This is a genomic window from Gordonia shandongensis DSM 45094, assembly GCF_000423025.1.
GTDB classification, from domain to species: Bacteria; Actinomycetota; Actinomycetes; order Mycobacteriales; family Mycobacteriaceae; genus Gordonia; species Gordonia shandongensis.
The window spans coordinates 107729-131558 of the sequence record NZ_AUHE01000012.1; the positions used below are offsets into that span (position 1 = coordinate 107729).

27 protein-coding genes, 1 pseudogene and 1 riboswitch are annotated in these 23830 nt (G+C 69.8%); of the genes and pseudogenes, 19 read left to right on the forward strand and 9 right to left on the reverse strand.

Going from position 1 to position 23830, the window contains the following annotated elements; genetic code table 11:
* Positions 1–69 precede the first annotated feature (69 nt).
* The 6 genes from G528_RS0111600 to G528_RS0111625 all read left to right on the forward strand — a co-directional run bounded on the left by G528_RS0111600 (position 70) and on the right by G528_RS0111625 (position 5244).
* Positions 70–1263, forward strand: a complete 1194-nt coding sequence (locus G528_RS0111600) for an acyl-CoA dehydrogenase family protein (RefSeq protein WP_026919115.1) — start codon at positions 70–72, stop codon at positions 1261–1263.
* Between the two features lie 72 nt (positions 1264–1335).
* Positions 1336–2448, forward strand: coding sequence for an acyl-CoA dehydrogenase family protein (locus G528_RS0111605; RefSeq protein WP_026919116.1), 1113 nt, complete (start codon positions 1336–1338; stop codon positions 2446–2448).
* A gap of 4 nt (positions 2449–2452) precedes the next feature.
* Complete coding sequence (locus G528_RS0111610) at positions 2453–2911, forward strand: DUF350 domain-containing protein (protein ID WP_026919117.1); 459 nt, start codon at positions 2453–2455, stop codon at positions 2909–2911.
* Between the two features lie 54 nt (positions 2912–2965).
* Entirely contained in the window at positions 2966–3427 is a 462-nt protein-coding gene (locus tag G528_RS0111615) for an SRPBCC family protein (protein WP_026919118.1), read from the forward strand.
* A 108-nt stretch (positions 3428–3535) separates the two neighbouring features.
* Positions 3536–4252: a phosphatidylserine decarboxylase gene (locus tag G528_RS0111620; RefSeq protein WP_026919119.1), complete on the forward strand. Its 717-nt coding sequence runs from the start codon at positions 3536–3538 to the stop codon at positions 4250–4252.
* Entirely contained in the window at positions 4252–5244 is a 993-nt protein-coding gene (locus tag G528_RS0111625; RefSeq protein WP_026919120.1) for a CDP-alcohol phosphatidyltransferase family protein, read from the forward strand. The genes G528_RS0111620 and G528_RS0111625 overlap by 1 nt, the downstream gene beginning before the upstream one ends.
* Positions 5245–5260: 16 nt before the next feature.
* On the opposite strand, the gene G528_RS0111630 is transcribed toward G528_RS0111625, so the two are convergent.
* Complete coding sequence (locus G528_RS0111630) at positions 5261–5680, reverse strand: hypothetical protein (protein WP_026919121.1); 420 nt, start codon at positions 5678–5680, stop codon at positions 5261–5263.
* Between the two features lie 81 nt (positions 5681–5761).
* On the opposite strand from G528_RS0111630, the gene G528_RS17330 reads away from it, so the two are divergent.
* From G528_RS17330 to mnhG, 6 genes and pseudogenes are all read left to right on the forward strand, one after another.
* The gene (locus G528_RS17330) at positions 5762–8668 is read left to right on the forward strand and encodes a Na+/H+ antiporter subunit A (RefSeq protein WP_051198729.1); all 2907 of its coding nucleotides are present in this window, start codon (positions 5762–5764) and stop codon (positions 8666–8668) included.
* Entirely contained in the window at positions 8665–9411 is a 747-nt protein-coding gene (locus G528_RS17335) for a Na(+)/H(+) antiporter subunit C (RefSeq protein WP_084638170.1), read from the forward strand. The genes G528_RS17330 and G528_RS17335 overlap by 4 nt, the downstream gene beginning before the upstream one ends.
* Positions 9412–9422: 11 nt before the next feature.
* Positions 9423–11042, forward strand: coding sequence for a Na+/H+ antiporter subunit D (locus tag G528_RS0111645; protein WP_026919122.1), 1620 nt, complete (start codon positions 9423–9425; stop codon positions 11040–11042).
* On the forward strand, positions 11039–11836 hold the full coding sequence (locus tag G528_RS0111650; protein WP_026919123.1) for a Na+/H+ antiporter subunit E: 798 nt from the start codon (positions 11039–11041) through the stop codon (positions 11834–11836). The genes G528_RS0111645 and G528_RS0111650 overlap by 4 nt, the downstream gene beginning before the upstream one ends.
* Complete coding sequence (locus tag G528_RS0111655; RefSeq protein WP_026919124.1) at positions 11833–12093, forward strand: monovalent cation/H+ antiporter complex subunit F; 261 nt, start codon at positions 11833–11835, stop codon at positions 12091–12093. The genes G528_RS0111650 and G528_RS0111655 overlap by 4 nt, the downstream gene beginning before the upstream one ends.
* Positions 12090–12404: pseudogene (gene mnhG, locus G528_RS17340) on the forward strand (monovalent cation/H(+) antiporter subunit G); the annotation flags it as partial. The gene G528_RS0111655 and the pseudogene mnhG, both read left to right, overlap by 4 nt.
* An 85-nt stretch (positions 12405–12489) precedes the next feature.
* Here mnhG and G528_RS0111665 read toward each other — a convergent pair.
* From G528_RS0111665 to napA, 4 genes are all read right to left on the reverse strand, one after another.
* Positions 12490–13620 carry a glutamate--cysteine ligase gene (locus tag G528_RS0111665; RefSeq protein WP_026919125.1) on the reverse strand — a complete coding sequence of 377 codons (1131 nt, stop codon included), beginning with the start codon at positions 13618–13620 and terminating at the stop codon, positions 12490–12492.
* Positions 13621–13644: 24 nt separating this feature from the next.
* Positions 13645–14244 carry a superoxide dismutase family protein gene (locus G528_RS0111670; RefSeq protein WP_026919126.1) on the reverse strand — a complete coding sequence of 200 codons (600 nt, stop codon included), beginning with the start codon at positions 14242–14244 and terminating at the stop codon, positions 13645–13647.
* Positions 14245–14319: 75 nt separating this feature from the next.
* The gene (locus G528_RS0111675; RefSeq protein ID WP_026919127.1) at positions 14320–14832 is read right to left on the reverse strand and encodes a LytR C-terminal domain-containing protein; all 513 of its coding nucleotides are present in this window, start codon (positions 14830–14832) and stop codon (positions 14320–14322) included.
* Between the two features lie 116 nt (positions 14833–14948).
* Positions 14949–15302 (reverse strand): nucleoid-associated protein NapA, encoded by a 354-nt coding sequence (gene napA / locus G528_RS0111680; protein ID WP_026919128.1) that lies wholly within the window; start codon positions 15300–15302, stop codon positions 14949–14951.
* Between the two features lie 214 nt (positions 15303–15516).
* On the opposite strand from napA, the gene G528_RS0111685 reads away from it, so the two are divergent.
* The 5 genes from G528_RS0111685 (at position 15517) to G528_RS0111705 (ending at position 18720) form a co-directional block, all read left to right on the forward strand.
* The gene (locus tag G528_RS0111685) at positions 15517–16107 is read left to right on the forward strand and encodes a peptide deformylase (protein ID WP_026919129.1); all 591 of its coding nucleotides are present in this window, start codon (positions 15517–15519) and stop codon (positions 16105–16107) included.
* 9 nt (positions 16108–16116) lie between these two features.
* On the forward strand, positions 16117–16854 hold the full coding sequence (locus G528_RS17345; RefSeq protein ID WP_035719803.1) for a GNAT family N-acetyltransferase, cg3035/Rv0428c family: 738 nt from the start codon (positions 16117–16119) through the stop codon (positions 16852–16854).
* Positions 16855–16915: 61 nt separating this feature from the next.
* Positions 16916–17449, forward strand: a complete 534-nt coding sequence (locus G528_RS0111695; RefSeq protein ID WP_035719867.1) for a guanyl-specific ribonuclease — start codon at positions 16916–16918, stop codon at positions 17447–17449.
* Positions 17446–17934 (forward strand): barstar family protein, encoded by a 489-nt coding sequence (locus G528_RS0111700; RefSeq protein ID WP_026919131.1) that lies wholly within the window; start codon positions 17446–17448, stop codon positions 17932–17934. Before G528_RS0111695 ends, G528_RS0111700 begins: the two co-directional genes overlap by 4 nt.
* A gap of 3 nt (positions 17935–17937) precedes the next feature.
* Complete coding sequence (locus G528_RS0111705) at positions 17938–18720, forward strand: exodeoxyribonuclease III (RefSeq protein WP_026919132.1); 783 nt, start codon at positions 17938–17940, stop codon at positions 18718–18720.
* A 14-nt stretch (positions 18721–18734) separates the two neighbouring features.
* Here G528_RS0111705 and G528_RS0111710 read toward each other — a convergent pair whose 3' ends face one another.
* Both G528_RS0111710 and G528_RS0111715 read right to left on the reverse strand, forming a co-directional pair.
* Positions 18735–19091, reverse strand: coding sequence for a GNAT family N-acetyltransferase (locus G528_RS0111710; RefSeq protein WP_026919133.1), 357 nt, complete (start codon positions 19089–19091; stop codon positions 18735–18737).
* Positions 19092–19212: 121 nt separating this feature from the next.
* The gene (locus G528_RS0111715; RefSeq protein ID WP_156890430.1) at positions 19213–19947 is read right to left on the reverse strand and encodes a hypothetical protein; all 735 of its coding nucleotides are present in this window, start codon (positions 19945–19947) and stop codon (positions 19213–19215) included.
* Positions 19948–20122: 175 nt separating this feature from the next.
* Positions 20123–20237, forward strand: a riboswitch (TPP riboswitch).
* On the opposite strand from G528_RS0111715, the gene thiC reads away from it, so the two are divergent.
* Positions 20229–21824, forward strand: coding sequence for a phosphomethylpyrimidine synthase ThiC (thiC, locus tag G528_RS17350; RefSeq protein ID WP_051198733.1), 1596 nt, complete (start codon positions 20229–20231; stop codon positions 21822–21824). It overlaps the preceding riboswitch by 9 nt.
* Positions 21821–22675, forward strand: coding sequence for a bifunctional hydroxymethylpyrimidine kinase/phosphomethylpyrimidine kinase (thiD, locus tag G528_RS0111725; RefSeq protein WP_026919135.1), 855 nt, complete (start codon positions 21821–21823; stop codon positions 22673–22675). The genes thiC and thiD overlap by 4 nt, the downstream gene beginning before the upstream one ends.
* On the opposite strand, the gene G528_RS17355 is transcribed toward thiD, so the two are convergent.
* Positions 22672–23496, reverse strand: coding sequence for a helix-turn-helix domain-containing protein (locus G528_RS17355; protein ID WP_051198735.1), 825 nt, complete (start codon positions 23494–23496; stop codon positions 22672–22674). The two genes, thiD and G528_RS17355, sit on opposite strands and share 4 nt — an antisense overlap.
* A gap of 22 nt (positions 23497–23518) precedes the next feature.
* Positions 23519–23830: IS30 family transposase (locus tag G528_RS0111735; RefSeq protein ID WP_026918058.1), on the reverse strand; the 312-nt coding region annotated here is incomplete at its 5' end.

Here is a 23830-nt window from a genome sequence, read left to right on the forward strand (position 1 = left end):
CGACATCACCAGACGTCGAATCCGGCGCTCGCATCACGCCGCACGCGTCGAACGGGTAAGACTACGGGTATGCAGCTGCGATTCACCGAGGATGAGGAAGCGTTCCGTCGGGAGCTCCGCACGTACTTCACCACCGAGGTCCCCGCCGATGTCCGCGAACGCGCCGAGGCCGGGGCCCTGCGCTACCCCGACGACATCGTCACGACCACGCGGGCCCTGAACCGCGGCGGATACGCCGTCCCGCACTGGCCGACCGAGCACGGCGGTCGCGACTGGACGCCCATCCAGCATCACATCTGGCGCGAGGAGATGTCGCTCAACTTCGTGCCCGACCTGCTGCCGTTCAACGCGGGCATGGTGGGACCGGTGATCGCCGCCTTCGGGACGCCCGAGCAGCAGGAGCGGTTCCTGCCCGCCACGGCGAACCTCGACATCTGGTGGTGTCAGGGGTTCTCGGAGCCGGAGGCCGGCTCGGATCTCGCCTCGCTCAAGACACGCGCCGTCCGCGACGGCGATCACTGGATCGTCAACGGACAGAAGACCTGGACGACCCTCGGCCAGTACGCGGACTGGATCTTCGCCCTGGTGCGCACCGATCCGGACGTGAAGAAGCAGGCCGGCATCAGCTTCCTGCTGTTCCCGATGGACACCCCCGGCGTCGAGATCCGACCGATCCAGCTCATCGACGGCGGCTACGAGGTCAACGAGGTGTTCTTCTCCGACGTCCGCGTCCCCGCCGAGAACATGGTCGGCGAGGAGAACATCGGTTGGACGATCGCCAAGTTCCTGTTGGGCAACGAGCGGTCGGGCATCGCCCGGGTCGGCTGGACCAAGACCCGGGTGGCCCGCGCCAAACGGCTGGCGCGCGAGACGCCGACGGCCGACGGGACCCTGCTCGACGACCCGCTGTTCGCGGCACGGTTGGCGCAGCTCGAGAACGATCTGCTGGCGCTGGAGGTCACCCAGCTGTCGGTGGTGGCGGCGTCGGCCGACGGCCGCCCCAACCCGGCGTCGTCGCTGCTCAAGCTCCGCGGATCGGAGTTGCAGCAGCAGGCCACCGAACTGCTGGCCGACATCGCCGGCGCCGACTCGCTGCCCGTCGCGCCGTCGGCGGGCGGCGACAACGGGACCGCGGACGTCCCGAGCCCGCAGTGGGCGCAGCTCACCGTGCCCGAGTACCTCAACTACCGCAAGGTCACGATCTACGGCGGCTCGTCGGAAGTGCAGCGTCAGATCATCGACAAGGCCGTGCTCGGGCTGTAGCGCCGACGACACCCGACCAGTCCCCCTGAGAACAGCCCCCTGAGACCAGCCCCTCTGCGAACAGGAACCACCATGGATCTCACCCTCTCCGACGAGCAGGTCATGCTGCGCGACACCGTGCGCGACCTGCTGAGCAAGACCTACGACATCGAGACTCTCCGCGCGGTGACCGACACCGAGCGCGGGTGGAGCACCGACGTCTGGCGGTCACTGGCCGAGATCGGGGTGACCGGCCTGGTGTTCGACGAGGCCGACGGCGGGACCGGTGCGGGCCCCGAGGAGCTGGCCGCGGTGATGGGCGAGGTCGGCGCGACGCTGGCCCCCGAACCGCTCCTCGACTCGGCGATCGTCCCCGGTCTGCTGGTGAGTCGTGCCGCGGACGCGGACGTGCGCGCCGAACTCGTCGGCGCGCTCGCCGCCGGTGAGCGCCTGGCGGCGTTCGCCCACCACGAGCACGGCGACCGCTGGCCGTCGCACGCCGTGGCCACCGTCGCCGACGGCACTCTCACCGGGACCAAGTCGCTCGTCGGCCACGGGGACTGCGCCGACACTCTGATCGTCTCGGCTCGTGACACCGCGGGCACGGTCGGCCTGTATCTGGTGGACGCGGCGGCCGACGGCGTCACACGGACCGGCTACCGCACCCACGACCGGCGGCGCGGTGCGACGATCGTGTTCGAGGGCGCCCCCGCCGAGCGCCTCGGATCCGGCGACGCCCGCGACGTGATCGCGGAGGTGGAGGTCATCTGGCAGGCCGCCCTGTGCGCCGAGGCGGTCGGCGCGATGCGGGCCGCGCTCTCCCTCACCACCGGCTATCTCACCACCCGCAGGCAGTTCGGCGTCACGCTGTCGACGTTCCAGGCGCTCACGCACCGGGCCGCCGACATGTACGTGTCGGCCGAACTCGCGTCGAGCATGAGCCTGTACCTCACCGCGGCGCTGGCCGAGGGGCGCGTCGACCCGCTGCAGGCGTCACGCACGGCGCTGCAGATCTGCCGCTCGGGCAGGCACATCGGACAGGAGGCGGTGCAGATGCACGGCGGGATCGGCATGACCGCCGAGTACCCGGTCGGCCACTATCTGAGTCGGCTGACGGCCATCACCCACCTGCTCGGCGGCGCGGACGCGCACCTGCGGCGACTCGCGGACGTCGTCGGCGACCACGACATGCTGACGGTCGGCTGATCGCATGAATCCCCTCGAGACGTTCCGTGACGGCCTGGCCGACATCACCTCGTACGGCCTGCTGTCCGTGGCGGTGCTGATCGCGGGTTTCGCCGCCCTCGACGCGATCACGCCGGGCAGTCTGCGGACCAAGGCGTGGGTGGAGCACAACCGGTCGGCGGTGATCCTCGCGGTGGCCCAGGCGTCGGGACTGACCGTCGCCCTCGCGGCCGCGATCGGCGCGTCGACGGCGTTCGATCTGTGGCGCGGAGTGCTGTTCACCGCCGGTTACGGCGTGGTCACCATCGCCCTTCAGGTGTTCTCGTTCGTCCTCATCGACTGGCTGACCCCGGGCCGTCTCGGCGCGATCCTGCTCGACGCCGAAACCGACCACTCGCGGGCCGCGTGGCTCAACGCCGTGGTCTTCGTCGCCATCGGTCTGTTCACCGCCGCGGCCCTCGGCGGCGCCGCGGGCGTGTACTAGGGTGACCGGCAACACGCGCCGCACCCCGGCGGCCGGCGAGCGAACGGAGCAGGCATGGCCGAACCCCTGATCGAAGACTCCATCGAGATCGATGCCACACCCGAGAAGGTGTGGGCGATCGTCAGCGATCTGCGCCGCATGGGCGAGTGGAGCCCGCAGTGCAAGAAGATGATCGTGTTCGGCGGCGACGTGAAGCTCGGGACCAGCACTCTCAACATCAACCGGCGCGGACCGCTGGTGTGGCCGACGCGGTCGAAGGTCGTCTCCTTCGAACCCGACCGCGAGATCGCCTTCCGCATCGCCGAGAACCGCACCGTGTGGTCGTTCCGGATCGAGCCGACCGCCACCGGCGTCCGACTCACCGAGAGCCGCACGGCCGCAGGCGGCGCCACCACCAAGGTGTCCTCGACGCTCGTCGACAAGTTCATGGGCGGCGAGAAGAACTTCGAGGACGAACTGGCCGTCGGCATCCGCGAGACCCTCGGCAAGATCAAGCAGGCCGCGCAGGGCTCCTGAGCCCTGCCCGTCATCACCGTGCACGTCGGGCGTTTAAGCTGTAGTCATTCGACAGCTTCGTCCGGGCTCCGCGCGCGCGGACGAGCGTGATCTAGGAGTGCAGAACCGGTGGCTCGACGTCCCGCCCGCCCCGACGACCGTGCCGGTCTCGGCCACGTCATCGATCTGATCCGCGAGACGGTGCCCCCGCTGCATCCGGCGGGGGTCCCGTTCGTCGCGGCGCCCGCCGCCGCCGCACTGCTCGGCAGGCGCCACCCGTGGATCGCCCGCCCCGCGTGGGCGCTCGCCGGCGCATCGGCGCTGTTCTTCCGGCACCCCTCCCGCGTCCCGCCGACCGACGACGGCGTCGTCGTCGCGCCGGCAGACGGCACCATCGCCCTCGTCGACGAGGCCGTCCCGCTGCCCGAGCTCGGTCTCGGCGATGAGCCGATGCAGCGGATCGCCACCTTCCTGTCGGTCTTCGACGTCCATGTTCAGCGTGTGCCGATCACCGGCCGCGTCGAGTCGGTGACCCACACTCCCGGCGCCTTCCTGTCGGCCGATCTGCCCGCGGCGAGCAGCGAGAACGAGCGGACGGCGATGACGCTGGCCACCGGTGCCGACGGAGCCGGTCCGCGCATCGGCGTGGTCCAGATCGCGGGCCTGCTGGCCCGGCGCATCGTGACCGACCCGGTCGTCGGCGACCGGTTGTCGCTCGGGGACACCTACGGCCTGATCCGCTTCGGGTCCCGCGTGGACCTCTACCTGCCTGCGGGCAGCGATGTGCGCGTGACCCTCGGCCAGCGCGCCGTCGGTGCCGAGACGGTGTTGGCGAGGCTCCCCTGATGGCGCGCAACCGGCCGCACCGCAATCCGACCACGCGGTCGTTGCGGCGGCTGGCGCCCCCGGCTCCGCGCCGCCGCCCCGACAGCGCCGCGCGACGCTCGGCGCGGGCGGGACGGATGATCGTCCCGTCGACGCTGACGATCCTGGCGATCTGCGCAGGCCTCACCGCGGTCCGGTCGGCCGACGCCGGGCAGATCGACATGGCGATGGGGCTGCTGGTCCTCGCCGCGGTCTTCGACGGTCTCGACGGGCGCGTGGCGCGCATGATGGACGCGACCACCAGGATCGGTGCGGAGATCGACTCCCTGGCCGACGCCGTCAACTTCGGCGTCGCTCCCGCGCTGATCCTCTACTGGAGTCTCATCCGGGGCACGGCGAGCGATTCCGCGCAGGACTTCGGCTGGGTCCTCGTCCTGGTCTACTGCACCGCGATCATCATCCGCCTGGCCCGATTCAACACCCTGCTCGACGACGATTCGGCACCGCAGTACACCAAGGACTACTTCGTCGGCGTGCCGGCGCCGACGGCCGCGGTGATCGCGCTGCTGCCGGTGGGTCTGCACCAGCATTTCGGCGACGGCTGGTGGGTGTCGGTGTGGGCCATCGGCAGCTGGCTGCTGTTCGCGGCATTCCTCGCGGTCTGCCGCATCCCGACGCTGTCGATGAAGTCGGCCACGATCCGCCCGAGTGCGCTGGCCGGTCTGCTGTTCGTCGTCGCGGTGGCGGCGGCGCTCCTGTTCACCGTCCCGTACCTGTTGATGATCCTGCTCGTGGCCGCGTACCTGATCCACATCCCGTTCGCATGGCGCACACAGCGCTGGGCCGCCGCGCATCCCGAGCACTGGGACGCTCCCGCCCGCGACCGTCGGCTGCAGCGCCGCGAGGACCGCAGACAGGCCGTCGCCGCAGGTCATCGTCGACGGGTGATCCCCGCGGGGTCCAGCGCCCGGCTCGGTCTGCGTCGGCCGCCCCGTCCCGGTCAGGACGCGTGACCGATCGTGTGACGGCTCAGTCGGTGCGGCTGACCAGGTAGATCACGGTCGACCGGCTCGCGGCGGCATCGGCCGACAGTCCGACGTTCACCCAGAGGTGACCGTCGTCGACCTTCTTGGAGACCAGGACGGTCCGGGCCGCCGATCCGTCGAAGCGCGACGACTCGTCGAAACCGTCGTCCGTCAACGCCGCGATGGCGTTCTCCAGCGCGTTCCCGTCGGCTGCCGGAGCCTGCACGACGATCTTCCATTTCGGTGATTCACCGGTCGCACTCTGCACCGTTCCGTCGAGCAGCGGGACGTCGTCGGACGGGAAATCCGATGGCAACGAGACGCCGTCCTGCGACGGTTCGTCATCACCGCCGCAGGCCACCAGAACGGTGCCCGCACACAGGGCGATCAGCACCGCGGACAGGATGCGCAGGAGAAGCTTCATACCGGAAACGGTAAGGTAAAGATCGACAGCACGTCACCACGACACCCCGCCCACCCTTCACGACACAGTCGGAGTGCCCTTTTGATCCTGGTATTGAGCGCCCTGTTCATCAGTGCGCTCATTGCACCGCCGATCATCAGGACGGTGGGGTCGCGCGGCTTCTATCTGCTGGCCCTGGCCCCGGCGGGGGGTCTGGTGTGGGTCCTGACGCACTGGCCGGACCCCGACGGACCGCGCGTCGAGGAGATCACCTGGATCCCCAGCCTCGACATGGACATCACGCTGCGTTTCGACACCCTCGCAGCCATCATGTCGGTCCTGATCCTCGGCATCGGCGCCCTGGTCCTGGTCTACTGCGCCAACTACTTCGACGAGATGCGTCGCCGCGTCGCCGTGTTCGGCGGCGAGATGGTCGCCTTCGCCGGGTCCATGTTCGGCCTCGTCGTCAGCGACAACACGCTGGTCCTCTACGTCTTCTGGGAGGCCACGACCGTCCTGTCGTTCATGCTCGTCGGTTTCAACGCGGTCCGCGCCACCTCTCGACGGGCCGCCACCCAGGCACTCCTGGTCACCACGTTCGGCGGTCTGGCGATGCTCGTCGGCATCGTCATGCTCGGCGAACGCACCGGCACGTATCTGCTCTCGGAACTGGTGGCGTCCCCGCCGTCGGGCGGCGTGTACGTCGACGTCGCGGTGATACTCGTCCTCGTCGGGGCCCTGTCGAAGTCGGCCATCGTCCCGTTCCACTTCTGGCTCCCCGGCGCCATGGCGGCGCCGACGCCGGTGAGCGCCTACCTGCATGCCGCGGCGATGGTCAAAGCCGGCGTGTACCTGGTCGCACGACTCGCCCCGGCGTTCGCACCGCTGGTGAGCTGGCAGGTGATGGTGATCGTGCTCGGCGCGGGAACCATGATCCTCGGTGGATGGCGCTCCCTGCGCGAACTCGACCTCAAGCTGATCCTCGCCTTCGGCACCGTCTCCCAGCTCGGATTCATCACCGTCCTGGTGGGGGTCGGCGACGCGGCCGTCGCGATGGCCGGGCTGGCGATGGTCGTCGCGCACGCCATGTTCAAGGCGTGCCTGTTCATGGTCGTCGGCATCATCGACCACTCCACCGGCACGCGCGACGTCCGCAAGCTCGCCCGACTGGGGCACCGGCTGCCCGGTCTCGCGCTGATCGCCGCGGTGGCCGGTGCCAGCATGGCCGGGCTGCCGTTCACCTTCGGTTTCGTCGGCAAGGAGACCGCGTTCGGCGGGCTCTGGGAGACGAGCGTCCTGTCGCCGGCGGCGGCCCGCACGGTCGACCTGGTCCTGCTCGTCGGATCGATCCTCACGTTCGCCTACACCACGCGCTTCCTGTGGGGCGCCTTCGGACGGAAGGTCCGCCGACTGCCGACCCGCGCGGTGGCGCAGCTCCAGGCGCCGTCGGTCGCGTTCCTCGCGCCGCCCGCCGTCCTGGCCGCCGCAGGCGTCCTCGCCGCGTTCACCGCCGGGTGGGTCGGGGACCGCTTCACGCCGTATATCTCCTCGCTGCCGCCGGCCGACGCCGATGTGGAGCCGCTGGCGCAATGGCACGGTTTCGGGCTGCCGGTGGTGTTCTCGATCATCGTGGTCGTCGCCGGATCGATCCTGTTCCTCGTGCTCCGGGCCGTGCGCGCCCACATCTTCGTCCACCCGCCGAAACTGAACGCCGACCGGATCTACGACGCCTCGCTGCGGTCGGCCGACCGACTGTCGCTGTGGGTCACCCGGAACACGCAGCGCGGCTCGCTGCCGATCACCCAGGGCGTCATCCTCGCCGTGGCGGTCACGCTGCCGGTGGTCGCCCTCGCGCTCGGCAACCGACAGAGCCTGCGTCTGGCCGGCTTCGACACCGCCGAGGAACTGGTGATCGGCACGGTGATGGTCGCCGCGGCACTCGCGACCGGCATCCTGCGCAACCGTCTCGCCGGCCTCCTCACGCTCGGCGTCACCGGCTACGGCTGCGGTGCGCTGTTCGCGATGTACGGCGCCCCCGACCTGGCCCTCACCCAGTTCCTCGTCGAGAGCCTCACCCTCGTCGTCTTCGTGCTGGTGCTGCGCAAACTCCCCTCGGAGCCGACCGCCAAACAGAAGACCGGTCACCGGCCGCTGCGAATCCTCGTCGCCGTCGCCTTCGGCGTGATGATGGTCGTCGTCGGCCTGTTCGCGGCCGCTGCCCGGTCCACCGAGCCGCTGCACGTGTATCTCGGCGACGCCGCGTTCGAGTTCGGTGCCGGACAGAACGCCGTCAACGTCCTGCTCGTCGACATCCGCGCCTGGGACACCCTCGGCGAGGTGTCGGTGTTGATCGTGGCCGCCACCGGCGTGGCCTCGCTGCTGTTCCGCAACCGTCGGTTCGGGTTGGTCCCCCGCGTCACCGAACGCGCGCTGGCCGAACGGGAGCGCAACGGCGACCCGATCGCACTGGGTCGCACCACGTGGCTGCGCGGCAGCGAACTGCGCGATCCGTCGCAACGGTCGCTCGTCTTGGAGGCGACGACGCGGCTGGTCTTCCCGACGCTGGTCGTCCTCTCGGCGTACTTCTTCTTCGCCGGCCACAACGCTCCCGGCGGCGGTTTCGCCGGGGGCCTGGTCATGGGGCTCGCCCTGGTCCTGCGATATCTCGCCGGCGGCCGATACGAACTCGGCGAGGCGATGCCCATCGAGGCCGGCACCGTCCTGGGCACCGGGCTGCTCGTCTCGGCGGGCACCGCCACCACCTCGCTCGCCCTGGGCGCGCCCGCCCTCTCGTCGGCCGTGATCGACGTGACACTGCCCGTCTTCGGCGACATCCACATCGTCACGGCCCTGTTCTTCGACCTGGGGATCTACCTCATCGTCGTCGGTCTCGTCCTGGACATCCTGCGGAGTCTGGGCGCCCGCCTCGACGTCGACGAACGCGAACCGGACGAGAAGAAGATCGACGTCGTCTCCGCGCAGGCCGGCCGGCAGGAGGTGTCCGGATGACGGTGAACCTCGGCCTGCTGATCGTGTGCGGCGCGATGGCCGCCGTGGGCGTCTATCTGCTCACCGAGCGGAGCCTGATCCGGATGCTGTTCGGGCTGCTGTTGGCGGGCAACGCCGTCAACCTGTTGATCGTGACGCTCTCGGGTCCCGCCGGGAATCCGCCGATCCGGGGGCGGGACTCCGGCGACCACGGCTTCGACACCGATCCCCTGGCTCAGGGGATGGTGCTCACGGCGATCGTCATCACGCTGGGCATCGCCGCGTTCATCCTGGCGTTGACGTACCGCCTGTTCAAGATCAACCAGGCCGCCGAGGAGGAGAAGGCGATGCTGCCGCCGGGCGTCGAGATCGCCACGGACGACGAGCTCGGCGACGACGAGGAGGACATCAAGATCCTCACCGGCTCGCTGGAGTCGATGCCCGACCGCGACCGGAGCGACGACCCGGAGACGTTCGCCGACACGGTGGTGGGCGACCTGTTCGACTCCCACGGCAATCCGTTGACTCCCGAGGAGTTCGCGGCCGCGCACGCCGCGGCTATCGAGCCCGACCTGATGCCCGAGGACGCTCACGTCATCGACCATCTCGCCGACGACGGCGACGAGATGCCGGTCGACGACGAGATGCCCGACGAGGAGGCGCCCGACGAGGACGCATCCGACGGGGGCGCATCCGACGGGGACGCATCCGGCACCGGAGCAACCGGGCAGGCGGGACCGACCGGGGGAGGACCGAGCCGATGACCTTCGAGAACCTGAGCCCGCAGCCGTCGTGGATCGCGGTGCTGATCGTGCTGCCGACGCTGGCGCCGCTGCTCGGTGCCGCGATCACCCTGCTCCGGGCCCGCAGTTCGCGCCTCCAACGCAACGTCACGGTGTTCGCCATCGGCATCGCGCTGGCCGCGTCGTCGACGATGCTCTACCTCACCGACCACTACGGCACCATGGCCGTCCACATCGGCGGCTGGGACGGTCGCGGGATCGCGAACACCCCGCTGGGCATCACCCTCGTGGTCGATCGACTCTCGGCCCTCATGCTGGTCATCTCGACGATCGTGCTGCTGTGCGTCGTCGTGTACGCCATCGGCCAGGGCATCCGCGACGGCAGCACCGAGCAGCCCGTGTCGATCTTCCTGCCGAGCTACCTCATCCTGACGGCGGGCGTGTGCAACTCGTTCCTCGCCGGCGACCTGTTCAACCTCTACGTCTCCTTCGAGGTGCTGCTGGCCGCCAGCTTCGTGCTGCTCACCCTCGGCGCCAGCGGCGAACGCGTACGCGCCGGTGCGTCGTACGTGATGGTCTCGATGGTCTCCTCGCTGCTCTTCCTGATCGGCATCGCATTCGCCTACTCGACCACCGGAACCCTCAACCTCGCCGAGATGGCCGTCCGGCTCGACGACGTCCCCGACGGGACACGCAACGCCCTGTACGCGGTGCTGCTCGTCGCCTTCGGCATCAAGGCCGCCGTCTTCCCGCTGTCGACGTGGCTGCCCGACTCCTATCCGACGGCGCCGGCGCCGGTGACCGCGGTGTTCGCCGGCCTGCTCACGAAGGTCGGCGTGTACGCGCTCATCCGGACCCACTCGCTGCTGTTCCCCGGCGGGTCGATGGACGTCGTGCTGATGATCGCGGGGCTCGCCACGATGCTCGTCGGCATCTTCGGCGCCATCGCCCAGTCCGACATCAAACGTCTGCTGTCGTTCACGCTCGTCAGTCACATCGGTTACATGATCTTCGGAATCGCGGTCGGTTCGGAACTGTCGACGTCGGCGGCGATCTACTACGTGGCCCACCACATCCTCGTGCAGACCACCCTGTTCCTCGTCGTCGGCCTCATCGAACGGCAGGCCGGCTCGTCGTCCCTCCGGCGGCTCGGCGGCCTCATCGCCAGCCCCCTGCTCGCCGGGCTCTTCCTCATTCCGGCCCTCAACCTGGGCGGCATCCCGCCGTTCTCCGGTTTCATCGGGAAGGTCGCACTGCTGGAGGCCGGCGCACAGGACGGCTCGGTTCTGGCGTGGGTGCTCGTCGGCGGCTCCGTCGTCACGAGCCTGCTGACCCTGTACGTGATGGCCCGCGTCTGGACCAAGGCGTTCTGGCGTGCCCGCGCCGACGCCCCCGAGGGCGGCATGGCCTCGAGCACCCCGTCGGCGCTCATCGAGGAGGGCACCGACGTCCTGCTCGCCGAGCGCGAGGACGTCGGCCGGATGCCGATCACGATGGTGGTCCCCACGATGGCGATGGTCGCCGCCGGACTGGCCCTCACCGTGTGGGGCGGACAGATCTTCACGTTCACAGACGACGCCGCCGACACCGTGCTCGACCGCAGCCACTACATCTCGGCCGTCCTCCACGACGACGAGGCGGCCATCCGATGAGCGGGCAGCAGCGCGGGACGAAACCGTTCCCGCACACACCGCACGCCACCCCCGTCGGCAAGCGGCCCCTCGCCGCATTCTTCGGCAACCTGTGGCGGGTGACGCTCGTGCACGTGGCGTGGCCGCTGGTGACCGCGTGGGTGTGGGTCAACGACCGGTTGAAGATGCCGTCGTGGCTCGGCGGATCGCTCCGCGAGGCGGGCCTGCGCATCTGGGGTTTCCTCTGGTTGACGTTCGTCTGGGTCCTCCTGTGGGGCGAGATCACGTGGGCCAACATCGTCGCCGGCGGCGGCGTCGCCTTCCTCGTCATGGCGCTGGCCCCCCTGCCCCGCGTACCCGTCGAGGGACGCTTCCATCCGCTGACCGCCCTGAAGCTCGTCGCGACGATGATCTGGAACTTCTTCGTCTCCAGCGCCCAGGTCGCGTGGGCGGCGATCACGCCGGGACCGCCGCCGCTGGGCGTCGTGATCCGCGTCCACATGGCGATCAAGTCCGACCTGGTGCTGACGCTGGCCATCGACTACATCAACCTGGTGCCCGGCACCATGGTCGTCGAGATCGACCAGCCCACCCGGATGCTCTACATCCACGTCTTCGACATCCACAAGCGCCGCCAGCTCGAGCATTTCCTCGAGCAGATGGAGTTCGTGGAGCGGGAGTTCATCCGCGCGTTCGAACGCGACGCCGAATGGCGGCCGAGCCCCTTCCACGGGATCGACGACGACTACCACCACGTCGCCTACGCCGATCGGCAGCGGGTGGCCGACGCGGCCGACCGAGGGGAGAAGCCGTGACCGCAGTCTGGGTGTCGTGCACCGTGATGCTGTTGGCCGCCGTGGTGCTGACCGGCTACCGCACCCTCCGCGGCCCCACCACGCTCGACCGGCTCGTCGGGGTCGACGCCCTGGTCGCGATCGCGATCTGCGGTCTGTCGGTGTGGGTGGCCTGGACCGCCGACACCACGGTGGTCCCCGGTATCGTCGCGCTCAGCCTGGTGGGCTTCCTCGGCTCCATCGCGGTCGCCCGTTTCCGAGTGAGGGACGACGAATGAGCGCCATCGACGTCATCGCGGCGGTACTCATCGTCGTCGGCTCGCTGCTGGCGTTCACCTCCGCCATCGGCATCGCCCGATTCCCCGACACGCTCAGCCGGATGCACGCGGCCACCAAACCGCAGACCTTCGGCATGATCCTGGTGTTGGCGGGGACGTACATCAAACTCGACGGTCACCCGGACGGCGGCATGCTCGTGCTGACCGGACTGTTCGCGTTGATCACGGCGCCGGTCGTCGCCCAGCGCGTGGGACGCCTCGTCTATCGGGAGCAGGCGCTCGACGGCGAGGTCGTCGACGCCGACCAGCTCGACGACCCAGAGCTCGACGACCCAGAACTCGACGACGCCGAAATCGACGGTCCAGGGCCCGGCAGCGCAGACACGGGGGCGCCGATCAGGCGAGTTCGGCCACCACGGAATCGACCACCGCGGTGAGGTCGCCGGTCTCGGCGAACACCCGCTGCTGACGCTGATAACTGGCCCCGTGGGCGATGATGTCGGCCACCGAGGCCAGTTCGTCGGCGCACCCCAGCGACTCGGCGACCGGCGCCAGCCGCACCAGCAGCTCGGCCAGGTCTTCGGTGACGAGCCGCTCGGAGCAGTCCCCGTCCTGGATCACGATGGCGTCCAGTCCGTAGCGGGCCGCCCGCCATTTGTTCTCCTGCACCAGCCACGGCGCCATGTGCGGCAGGTCCTCCCCCGCGGTCAGCCTGCGGTCGAGATCGACGATCAGGGCGTGGGTCAGCGCCGCCAGGCCCGCCAGCTCGCGGCGGTTCGACACACCGTCGCACACCCGGACCTCGATGGTGCCCAGTTGCGGGACGGGGCGGATGTCCCAGCGGATCTCGTTGAGGTGATCGATGATGCCGGTGGTCCGCTGATCGGCGACGAACCGCTCGAACTCGTTCCAGTGATCGAACTGGAAGGGCAGGCCCGCGGTCGGCAACTGCTGGAACATCATCGCCCGGTTGCTCGCGTATCCGGTGGACTGTCCGGACCACATGGGCGACGACGCCGACAGCGCCAGCAGGTGCGGGTAGTAGCGCAGGAAGGCCGACAGGATCGGCAGCACCCGGTCGCGTTCGCTGATCCCGACGTGCACGTGGACACCCCAGATCAGCATCTGCCGTCCCCACCACTGGGTGCGTTCGATCAGCTCCGCGTACCGCGGGCCGGGCGTCAACTGCTGCGCCGACCAGCCGGCGAACGGATGGGTTCCCGCACCGAACAGGTCGACGCCGATCTCGTCGGCCAGTCCGCGGACCACGTCGAGCGACCGCCCGAGGTCGTCCATCGCCTCACCGACGGTGGTGCACACGCCGGTGACCAGCTCGACGGTGTTGCGGAGCAGTTCGCGGTGGATCTGCGCGGCGTGCTCGGGGGCCCGCTGCGCCACGAGGTCGAAGAGGTCGTCGGCGGCGTTCGCCAGATCGCGGGTCGAGCGGTCGACGAAGGCGAGCTCCCACTCCACGCCGACAGTCGGGTTCGCCGATCGCCGAAAGGCGATCGGCTCGGGGGCGGTCACCTCCGCCCGCGGAGTCGACGCATGCTACTTCGCGGCGGTGATGATGCCGCAGGCGTAGCGCGGGGCGTCGGCCTCGTCGGACTCGTGCAGGATGAGTGCGCGGCCGGCGACGTCGGTGAGCTTGAACGCCTCGGTGGTGTAGCTCGCGGTGGCGGTACCGTTCTTCAGCACATCGAGGTCGATGAGGTCGCCGGACTCGGGCTTCCCGGTGTGTCCGGGCGCCTGGTAGTGGCCGCCCGCGCTCTCGAACGAGGAGGCGGGTTCGCAGACGGTGCCGGTGTGGATGTGCAGACCGTGCTTACCGGGGGTCGCGTTGTCGGCGCGCACCGACACCTTGACCGTGGAGGGGTCCTCCTGGCTGAAGGTCACGAAGCCGACGCGGGTGCCGTCCTTGGAGACCAGCGTGGCCGACGCGGTCTCGACGCCGCCCGGGATCCCGTCGGCGTTCACCACGTCTCCGGGGGCCACCTGGTCGCCCGTGACGACCGACGGGGTGGTGTACGGCGCGTCGGAGGACTCCTCGTGCGGGGTGCACGCCGCCAGTGCGAGGGTGGCACCGCCCGCGACGGCCAGGGCCGCAACGACCCGAACGGTCGAGGTGCGATTCGTGCTACGGACGGTCATGTGTGCTCCTTATGTCTTCTCGCGAGGCGGTCGAGCCCGCGTATCGATTATGACGGGTCGCTTCTGCGAACCGCGCTACCGGCTCATCACGGTGAGCGCCAGATCGCCCGGGCACCGCGTGAAGGCGTCGGGCCGCTCGGCCAACGACGCCCCGCCGGGGATGTCCTTCTGCAGTTTCTCCGCCGCAGCCCGCTGGTCGCCGGTGAAGAAGATGGTGTTCTCGTCCACCGACTGCGTCTGCAGGTTGCCGACGTCGCCGACCTGATATCCCTTGGCCTTCAGCTCGTCGGCGACCTCGGCCGCGAGACCCGAGATGTTGCCGATGTTGAGGACGCACACCTGCGGCATGTCGGCGACGTCGGAGGGCGTCGACGACGGGGCCGCCGAGGAGCTCTCCTCACCGGCCTCCTGCGAGGCGGACGAACTCGCTGCCGCCTTGGCGCTCTGCGCGGCCTTCTCCAACGGGTCGCCCTCGTCGCTCTTCGTCAGCTGCAGCGTGCCGAGAAGGAGGCAGACCACCGCGATCGCGAACAGCACCATGGCTCCCGCGCGCAACGGCAGACGGTTGGTTTCTCGATCAGCTTTCATCACCGCAACTCTAACCCACCGCACGTCCGACCCGGCGCGTCGTCGGCGCCCTCCGGTCACCGAGGCGGTGTCTGCGGTGACGGCGTCCAGTCAGCTGATTCTCGGTCAGCTGGTCTTCAGGGGTTCTCGAAGCCGAGGCGGCGGGCGGCGCGGGCCTTCTGCCGCGAGGCCCGCAGTCGCCGGAGCCGCTTGACCAGCATCGGGTCGGCGGCGAGCGCTTCGGGACGGTCCACCAGGGCTCCGAGGATCTGGTAGTAGCGGGTGGCGGACAGGCTGAAGAGCTCCTTGATCGCGTCTTCCTTGGAGCCCGCGTACTTCCACCACTGTCGCTCGAAGTTCAGGATGTCGCGCTCTCGCCGGGTGAGGCCGTCGGCCCCGACCTCGTGCGGATCGAGGTTCGTCTGATCAGCGGCACCGGCGAGCGACGCGGGATCGTCGCCGGTCGGGTCCTGCGCTGTTGCGCCGTTCATCTCGCTCCCTCACACAGCCGAACAATCGTGTCCACCCCGGCCACCGCATCGTCGCGGGCCCGCAGCAGTCTCCCGGCGAGCTGAATGACATCGGTGTGGTTCCGGACAACATCTAACCACGATCCGAGGCGACATCGGTGCCGACGCACCGCGTCGACACTCGATCCGCACGGGGCGGTCGACCATCGACTCGGGACCGTTAAACTGTCGTGACATGACAGTCCTCCCGATCCGCATCGTCGGCGACCCGGTCCTCCACCACCCGACGAGCCCGGTGGAGCTCGACGCAGAGTCGAAGCCGTCGGCGCAGATCATCGCCCTGCTCGATGACATGTACGAGACGATGGACGCCGCCAACGGCGTCGGTCTCGCCGCCACCCAGATCGGCGAGAGCCTTCGCATGTTCGTCTACGACTGTCCCGACGGCGGGGTCCGTCGGCGCGGTGAGGTCATCAACCCGGTCCTCGAGACCTCCGAGATCCCCGAGACGATGCCCGACCCGGACTCGAACGACGAGGGCTGCCTGTCGGTACCGGGCGAGGGTTTCCCCACCGGGCGCGCCGACTGGGCGAAGGTCACCGGGACCGACCGCCACGGCGAACGCGTCGAGATCGAGGGCACCGGCTTCTTCGCGCGCATGCTGCAACACGAGACCGGGCATCTCGACGGACACCTCTACGTCGACGTCCTGGTCGGCCGGAACGCACGCGCTGCCAAGAAGGCCATCAAGCGCAACGGCTGGGGCGTCCCCGGCCTCACCTGGCTTCCGGGCGCGGGCCCCGATCCCTTCGGCCACGACGACTGAGGGATAGCGGTGAGCGCGCCCCGTCCTCCGGCATCCTCCCCCCGACCCGCGGTCGGCGACCGGGTGGTGGTCCGCTATCGGCTCGGCGAGGGCGCGCCCGCCGACTGGCGGTCGGCGCCGAATCCTCCCCTCGCCGGGTCGCCCACCATGTCGGACATCACCGGCGTGCTGCGCGAGGTCTCCGACTCGGGCCTCGTCGTGGAGCGCGACGGACTGCACCGGATCGCCCGCGAGGCCGTCGTCACGGTCCGGCTGCTGTCGCGGCGGGTGGTCCGCAATTCCGAGATCCGCGAGGTGGAGAGGGCCCTGATGGCCGCCGCACCCGCCGCCGACCGGGATGTCGTGGACGGGTGGATGGTCAACGGCGCCGGTGCGGCGTTGCGGTCCGCGGTCTGCTCGCCGATCGAGTTCGGGTCGACCGCGGCGGGCCTGCCCGCCGCACTGGCCCGGCTCCGGGACCTCGGCGTCCCCGGACGGGTCTGGGTCGCCGACCGTCTGCTGCGTCCGTCGTCGCTCGGAATCGGCGGCACCGTCGACACCTTCGAGGTCCTCGTGGGGCCGGCCCCCGACTCCCACGCACCAGTCACGGATGAGACGGATCTGCGGGCGACCGTCATCGCCGAGGGGGTCGCTGCCGTGACCGTCCCGATCACCGCCGACACCGCGGGCGGCACCGATGAGGCCCGTCTCGCCTGGCGCGCCGCCGGTTTCGAACTTCATCACACCGGCAGCCTCCTGACCCCGTAGCCGCGCCCCGCACACACGCCCCGCGGCCACACGGCGGGCGACTGCCTTACGGTGTATGTCGATGTCCACTCCCCAGCCCGATCAGCAACTCACCCGCCGGCGCGTCACCGCGTCGGTCCTCGGCATCCTCGCGCTCGTCGCCGTTCTCGCCCTGACCTGGTGGATCGATGACCGCGGCGGCCCCGACGACTCGGCGGCGCCGGTCTCGTCCGGCCCGTCGGTCACCGCCGGCGACTCGCTCGGCCCGCCGCCGACCCCGCCGTCGGGCTCACAGTCCCGGCCGACCCGGACCCCGGCGACGGATGTGCCGGAGCGGGTCGCGGACACCCTCGCGCTGATCGATGCGGGACGGTGGCCGGAGGCCGCGAACGCACCGGGAACCAAGGGCGGAGTCACGTTCCGCAACAACGAGCGCCGCCTGCCGCAACGCGGTGCGGACGGTTCCCGCATGCGGTACAAGGAGTGGGACGTGAACCCGAAGAAGCGCGGCCGCGGTCGCGATGCCGAACGCATCGTGACGGCCGCCGACGGCTCGGCCTGGTACACGCTCGATCACTATCAGACGTTCACCAAGATCAGGGGGCCGTCCTCGTGAGCGCGTCCGAGATCGCATCGGTCGGCGCACTGTTGGCGAGCGACGGCGGCGTCGCGATCACCGACGGCGACGTGAGCACGTTCGGCACCGGTGCGGTGGCCCGCAGGCTGCCCGGCGCGCGGATGCGGACCATCGACGGGCTCTTCACGGCTTTCGCAGACGCGTGGGGCTTCCCGGCGCACTTCGGTCGCAACAAGGATGCGTTCGACGATGCGATGGGCGATCTGCCGGTCGGCGCCGCGACCGCGACCGGCTCGCGCGCGTCCGCGTATCTCATCGTCGTCGACGACGCCGAGGACCTGTTGGTCGACGCCGGCGACGATCTCGTCTGGTTCGCCGATTCGATCGGCTTCTGGCGCGAGGTCAATCGTGAGCGCGACGTCGACCTGGCCGTCGTGCTGCGCACGTCACGCGCCGCGGTCGATGCCGTCGCCGATCGGTGGCGGGCCGCCGGAGCGCCGCCGGCGCGTCTCCGGCAGAATTGAGCCATGCGCCTCGCGACGTGGAACGTGAACTCGATCCGCGCCCGATCCGAGCAGGTCGTGGCGTGGATGAACCGGCACGCCATCGATGTGTTGGCGATGCAGGAGACCAAGTGCCCCGATGACGCCTTTCCCGCGATGAGCTTCCTGGCGCACGGTTACGACGTCGCCTTCCACGGCACCGGGGGATACAACGGGGTGGCCATCGCCTCGCGCGTCGGCGTCCACGACGTCCACATCGGCTTCGACGGTCAGCCATCGTACGAGGGCGAGCATGAGGCCCGCGCGATCTCGGCGACCTGCGCCGGCGTCCGCGTGTGGAGTCTGTACGTCCCCAACGGGCGGGAGCCGGATCACCCCCACTACGGGTACAAGCTCGACTGGCTCTCGGCGTTGGCGGACATCACGTCACTGCAGTTGTCGCATGATCCCGCGGCGCAGGTGGCGCTCGCCGGCGACTGGAACGTCGCGCCCACCGACGAGGACGTGTGGGATGTCGACCATTTCGACGGTCGGACCCATCTCACGGCGCCCGAGCGCGCCGCGTTCACCCGTTTCCTCGACGGCGGCTTCATCGACAGTGCGGGTCCCTTCACACCGGGGCCCGACGTCTACACGTTCTGGGATTATCAGTCGGGACGGTTCGCCCGCAACGAGGGGATGCGGATCGATTTCGCGCTCTGCTCGCCCGCGTTGGACGATCGCATCCACGATGCGTTCATCGATCGTGACGCCCGCGCCGCCGACGGCGCCAGCGATCACGCCCCGGTGGTCTTCGACCTCAGCTGACGGTGGTCCGCGCATCACGCGGGGGCCATCGCCACCATGCCGGGATGGGCGTTGAGGAAGTGTCGGGTGAACGTGCACAACGGTCGGACCCGCAGCCCGTTCTCACGCATGTACGCCATGGCGCCGCCGGTGAGGCGCGTGGCGAGACCGTGCCCGCTGAACTCGTCGTAGAGGACGGTGTGCAGGATGGTGACGATCTGTCCGGAGTCGGTGTCGTCGATGCGGTAGCCCAGGACGCCGACCAGATCGCCGGCCACCCAGAGTTCGAATCGTTCGCGCTCCGCGTTGTGGACCACCTGGGAGATCTGATGGAGCAGCGACCGAGCCGAGCGCTGCGGACCCGCGTGTGGATGCCGAACCTTGCGAATCATCTGCCCTCCTAGCGATCGCAGCCCACCCTCCGGTGTGATCATCATCACAAGGTTACGATCCGCGGGCGAGTAACGCAAGTCACATGAGCATCATCAGCATCATGCGCCCCGTCGGGTCTCGTCATCGGCCACCACTCGACGCCCGGCGCAACTTCTCGGCCTGCACGCTCACCACGGCACGCAGACCCGCCGGCACCCGCGGCGCATCCAGGGTCACACCGATCCGACTGCCGCCGACCACGCAGACGAGCATCGACTGCAACACCTCGCCCCCACCGCCGCCGTCCGCACCCATCACCGACGTCGTCGCCTCATCACACCCGGGGATGTCGAGATCGACCGTGCGGTCGAGCGCCACGGTGAGCCCCAGCGCCGGGAACTCCACCGTCTCGCAGCCGCGCGGCACCCGCGTCGAGGCGCCCGCATCGCCGCCGGTCGGCGACACCGTCATCGTGGCCTCGGGCAGCCCGCGGACCGCGGCCCGGGCATCGGACACCGCACCGGGCACCACATCGGGCACCGCACCGGGCGCGGCATCGGGAACGAGGGACAGTCGCGCGGCGACGGTCGACGGCGGCCCCTCGACGGCGGCGCGGCACGACTCGGGCCGCACCGACACGACCTCCGCGCGAACGGACTCGACCGACTCCCCCGGCAGCGTGACCATCCCGACCCGATACGGCACACGGGCCCGCGCGAGATCACCGTCGGTCACCAGCGACGCCCGACTGATCGGAGCGGCGTCGCCGGGGCCCCCGCTCCCGGCGACGCCGCATGCGGCAGACGACACCGCCGCACAGACCGCCAGCGCGATCGCCGCCGGCCGAGCCGCCCCGGTCGAGAAACCCGGTGTCACGACATCACCCCGCTCCCGTCGCACCATCGTGGCAGTCAGACCCGATCAACCGTGCAGACCGAGATCGGAATGAAAACTATATATCACCGTTTCAGAAGTACCCGCAGCGGTTCGGCGAGGCCGTCCCGACCGGGACGAGGCCCTTTCGCCGACGATGTATCGTGGCGGACGCACCAACTTCATACGCGGGGGCTCCCACGAAACCGGGGGCTGAGATGGCGACAGGCGGTCGTCGACCGCCTGAACCTGTCCGGATAATGCCGGCGTAGGGAGGAATCATCATGGGCACTCGTGCGCCCGAATTCAGCGGCATCCCAGCCGATCACATCACGCGGGGCCCCATCGAGGGCAGCACCAAGGAGTACCTCGACGTCGACGGGATGCGCGTCCCGATGCGTCGCGTCCATCTCACCGACGGCGAGCACCTCGACCTCTACGACACCTCCGGTCCGTACACGGACCCGCGCGCCGACATCGACCTCGGCGCCGGGCTCCCGTCCACGCGCGATCGATGGCAGCGCCCCTCACCGATCGACGGAGTCGCCACCCAGCTCGCGTGGGCGCGCGCCGGTCTGATCACCCCCGAGATGCGGTTCGTCGCCGCCCGCGAAGGGGTCGACGTCGAGTTGGTCCGCACCGAGGTCGCCGCCGGCCGGGCCGTGATCCCGGCCAACCACAAGCACCCCGAGTCGGAGCCGATGATCATCGGCAGGGCCTTCGCCGTGAAGGTGAACGCGAACATCGGGAACTCGGCGGTCACCTCGTCGATCGCCGAGGAGGTCGAGAAGATGGTGTGGGCGACCAGATGGGGCGCCGACACCGTCATGGACCTGTCCACCGGCACCGACATCCACACCACCCGCGAGTGGATCCTGCGGAACTCGCCGGTCCCGATCGGGACCGTGCCGATCTACCAGGCGTTGGAGAAGGTCAACGGCGATCCGACCGCGCTGACCTGGGAGATCTACCGCGACACCGTCATCGAGCAGGCGGAGCAGGGCGTCGACTACATGACCGTCCACGCGGGCGTCCTGCTGCGCTACGTCCCGCTCGCCGCCGACCGGGTGACGGGAATCGTCTCCCGAGGCGGGTCGATCATGGCCGCCTGGTGTCTGGCCCATCGGACCGAGTCGTTCCTCTACACCCGGTTCGACGAGCTCTGCGAGATCTTCGCCCGCTACGACATCACCTTCTCCCTGGGCGACGGTCTGCGTCCGGGCTGCATCGCCGACGCCAACGACGAGGCGCAGTTCGCCGAGCTCCGCACGCTCGGCGAACTGACCCGCATCGCCACCGACCGCGGAGTCCAGGTGATGGTCGAGGGCCCCGGCCACGTGCCGATGCACAAGATCGCCGAGAACGTCCGACTCCAGGAGCAGTGGTGCCGGGACGCCCCGTTCTACACGCTCGGCCCCCTGGCGACCGACATCGCGCCTGCCTACGACCACATCACCTCGGCGATCGGCGCCGCGATGATCGCGCAGGAGGGCACCGCCATGCTCTGCTACGTCACCCCGAAGGAGCACCTCGGCCTGCCGAACCGCGACGACGTGAAGGTCGGCGTCATCACCTACAAGATCGCCGCACACGCCGCGGATCTCGCGAAGGGGCATCCGCGGGCCCAGCAGCGCGACGACGCCCTCAGCAGGGCGCGCTTCGAGTTCCGTTGGCGCGACCAGTTCGCCCTGTCCCTGGATCCGGACACCGCGCGCGACTACCACGATGAGACGCTGCCCGCCGAACCGGCGAAGACCGCGCACTTCTGCTCCATGTGCGGCCCCAAGTTCTGCTCGATGCGGATCTCGGCCGACGTCCGCGCATACGCCGAGGAGCACGGCCTGGTCACTCGCGAGGACATCGACGAGGCGTTGCGGTGACCGCTGGGCTCCCGCCGCCCGCGCCCGGATGCACACCGGCGCGGGTGCTGACCGTCGCGGGATCGGATTCGGGCGGCGGGGCCGGCATCCAGGCCGACATGCGGACGTTCGCGCTGCTCGGGGTGCACGCGTGCGTCGCGGTCACCGCCGTCACCGTGCAGAACACGACCGGGGTCAGCGGCTTCCACGAGGTCCCGCCGGAGGTCGTGGCCGCGCAGATGGAGTCGGTGGTCCCCGACATCGGCGTGTCGGCGGTCAAGACCGGGATGCTGGCGTCGGCGCCGATCATCGAGTCGATCGCGGCGGCCGCGACGCGCCTCGGCATCGGCACGGGACGGGGTGTGCCGCTGGTCGTCGATCCGGTGTGCGCGTCGATGCACGGCGACCCGCTGTTGGCCGCCGAGGCGCTCGGTGCGCTGCGGGAGGTGCTGTTCCCGCTGGCGACCCTCGTCACCCCGAACCTCGACGAGGTCCGGCTCCTGACCGGCGTCGAGGTCGTCGACGACGCCTCCGCGCGGGCGGCCGCCGCCGCTCTGCACGATCTCGGGCCGCGGTGGGCGCTGGTCAAGGGCGGTCATCTGCGCGGCAGCGATCAGAGCCCGGACCTGCTGTACGACGGCACCGACTTCATCGAGCTGCCCGCGGTGCGAATCGACACCCGGGACGATCACGGCGCAGGCGACACGCTCGCCGCCGCGACCGTCGCGGCGCTCGCGCACGGCCGCGATGTGCCCGCCGCGGTGGCCTTCGCGAAGGACTGGGTGACCCGGAGTCTGGCCGCGGCGTACCCGCTGGGTGCGGGCCACGGACCGGTCAATCCGCTGTGGCGCCTGTCCCGGCCCGCCGGTTAGCGCCCCAGGCGCTGCCGGTATTCGACGGGTCCGATGCCGAAACGCGCTTTGAAGCGATTGCGGAAGGTGGCGACCGTCGGGAAGCCGGAGGCCGCGGCGACGGCGCTCACCGACATCGCGGGGTGCCCGACCAGTGTTTCGACCGCCGTGTCGAGGCGCCGGTCGGCGATGCGGCCGGCCAGGGACTTCTCACTGCTCTCGAAGTAGCGGTAGAGCTGGCGTCGGGAGAGGTGCATGTGTTCGGCGATGCTGTCCGGCGAGAAGCTCGCGTTGCGGTGGTGCCGTTCGATGAGGTCGGCTGCCAGCTCGCGGATGAACAGGGTGTTGTCCTCCATCGCCACCGGGCTCCCGTCGAGTTCGGCGAGGGCCGCGAGCACCAGGTCGACGGCGGCCTGCTCGGCGGACGACGGCGGCGTGGTCGACGTCGACAAGACCGACGTCTCGGCCGCGAATCGGCGCACGAAGGCGGCGGCGGCTCGCGACAGGGGGGTGTTCGCCGCGATGGGCCGCTGCATCCGCTCGACCGTCTGTCGATGCCTGCCGAGTCGCGACATCGGGATCAGCAGGCCGGACGGGTCGGCGACCGCGCTCGACAGGAGGGTGTAGGGGACGCAGTTGTTGACGAAGACCAGTTCGCCGGGACCGTAGGTGTACTCGTGTCCGGCCTGACGGATGATCGAGTTGCCGCGCATGCCGCTGACGGTGACGACCAGCGCTTCCATCGGCTCGGTCCGCACGGCCTCGGGGGTCCGTTCCATCGCCAGTGCGGGCTGCAGGGCGCAGAAGGTCGCCATCGACGACAGTTCACGCGAGAATCGCATGGCCTGGAACGTCTCGGCGGATTCAAGCGGTGGGCGCAAGAAGCTCTGCGAGCTTCTCTGATGGTGTCAGATAGCCCAGAGTCTTGCGCGGTCGGCTGTTGAGGCTGTCCTGGATCGCGTCCAACTCCTCGCGGGTGACGGCGCTCAGGTCAGTGCCCTTGGGCAGGTACTGACGCAACAGGCCGTTGGTGTTCTCGTTGCTCCCGCGCTGCCAGGGCGAGTGGGGATCGCAGAAGTAGATCGGGATACCCGTGGCAGTGGTGAACGCCGCGTGCTGCGACATCTCCGCGCCCTGGTCCCAGGTGATCGTTCTGGCCAACGAGGACGGTAGTTT

Coding starts and splice junctions, on each gene's coding strand:
- G528_RS0111600 (WP_026919115.1), top strand. CDS start 70: ATGCAGCTGCGATTCACCGAGGATGAGGAAGCGTTCCGTCGGGAGCTC.
- G528_RS0111605 (WP_026919116.1), top strand. CDS start 1,336: ATGGATCTCACCCTCTCCGACGAGCAGGTCATGCTGCGCGACACCGTG.
- G528_RS0111610 (WP_026919117.1), top strand. CDS start 2,453: ATGAATCCCCTCGAGACGTTCCGTGACGGCCTGGCCGACATCACCTCG.
- G528_RS0111615 (WP_026919118.1), top strand. CDS start 2,966: ATGGCCGAACCCCTGATCGAAGACTCCATCGAGATCGATGCCACACCC.
- G528_RS0111625 (WP_026919120.1), top strand. CDS start 4,252: ATGGCGCGCAACCGGCCGCACCGCAATCCGACCACGCGGTCGTTGCGG.
- G528_RS0111630 (WP_026919121.1), bottom strand. CDS start 5,680: ATGAAGCTTCTCCTGCGCATCCTGTCCGCGGTGCTGATCGCCCTGTGT.
- G528_RS17335 (WP_084638170.1), top strand. CDS start 8,665: ATGACGGTGAACCTCGGCCTGCTGATCGTGTGCGGCGCGATGGCCGCC.
- G528_RS0111650 (WP_026919123.1), top strand. CDS start 11,039: ATGAGCGGGCAGCAGCGCGGGACGAAACCGTTCCCGCACACACCGCAC.
- G528_RS0111670 (WP_026919126.1), bottom strand. CDS start 14,244: ATGACCGTCCGTAGCACGAATCGCACCTCGACCGTTCGGGTCGTTGCG.
- G528_RS0111675 (WP_026919127.1), bottom strand. CDS start 14,832: ATGAAAGCTGATCGAGAAACCAACCGTCTGCCGTTGCGCGCGGGAGCC.
- napA (WP_026919128.1), bottom strand. CDS start 15,302: ATGAACGGCGCAACAGCGCAGGACCCGACCGGCGACGATCCCGCGTCG.
- G528_RS0111685 (WP_026919129.1), top strand. CDS start 15,517: ATGACAGTCCTCCCGATCCGCATCGTCGGCGACCCGGTCCTCCACCAC.
- G528_RS0111695 (WP_035719867.1), top strand. CDS start 16,916: ATGTCCACTCCCCAGCCCGATCAGCAACTCACCCGCCGGCGCGTCACC.
- G528_RS0111705 (WP_026919132.1), top strand. CDS start 17,938: ATGCGCCTCGCGACGTGGAACGTGAACTCGATCCGCGCCCGATCCGAG.
- G528_RS0111710 (WP_026919133.1), bottom strand. CDS start 19,091: ATGATTCGCAAGGTTCGGCATCCACACGCGGGTCCGCAGCGCTCGGCT.
- thiC (WP_051198733.1), top strand. CDS start 20,229: ATGGGCACTCGTGCGCCCGAATTCAGCGGCATCCCAGCCGATCACATC.
- G528_RS17355 (WP_051198735.1), bottom strand. CDS start 23,496: ATGCGATTCTCGCGTGAACTGTCGTCGATGGCGACCTTCTGCGCCCTG.